At 75.5% G+C, this 530-nt stretch carries 1 pseudogene; it reads left to right on the forward strand.

What is annotated here, in order from left to right:
- A pseudogene (locus tag U9R90_RS36775) lies at nt 1-305 on the forward strand (diguanylate cyclase); the annotation flags it as partial.
- Nucleotides 306-530: the final 225 nt, after the last annotated feature.

The raw sequence follows: 530 nt of genomic DNA on the forward strand, positions 1-530 counted from the left end.
TGCGGTATCCGGAGGGGCATCCGGCGCTGCAGTGTGTGGCTCGCTCGGGGTCGGTGCGGGCCAGTGCGAGCACGGCGCAGACGGGTACGGCGGCGCAGTGGGCCGCGGCCCGGCTGTGGCCGCAGGGCACTCAGCACGCCCTGTGTACGGTGCTGCGCAGTCGGGGGCGGACGCTGGGTGTGGCGACGTTCCTCCGTGGCTCCAGCCGCAGCCCGTTCGAACGGGCGGACGCGGTGTACGCGGAGAGTGTGGCGATACGGGTGGCGGCGGCGGTGGACTTGGCCGGCGTCTGCGACCCGCGCTGAGCTGTACGGGGTGAGCTCGGCTGCGTGGCGGGCGGGGCCGCGTCGGGGTGTGTGCTCCGCGCCTGGGCGGGCCGGTTGCGTGCTGTTTCGTTGTGGGGCGGGGCCGCGCGTCGGGGTGCGTGCTCCGCACCGTGGGTGGTGCGCTCTGTTTCGTCGTGGGGCGGGGCCGCGCGTCGGGGTGCGCGCCCCGCACCGTGGGTGGTGCGCTCTGTTTCGTCGTGGGGC

The sequence above is a fragment of the Streptomyces sp. E11-3 genome (assembly GCF_046540415.1).
GTDB lineage: Bacteria > Actinomycetota > Actinomycetes > Streptomycetales > Streptomycetaceae > Streptomyces.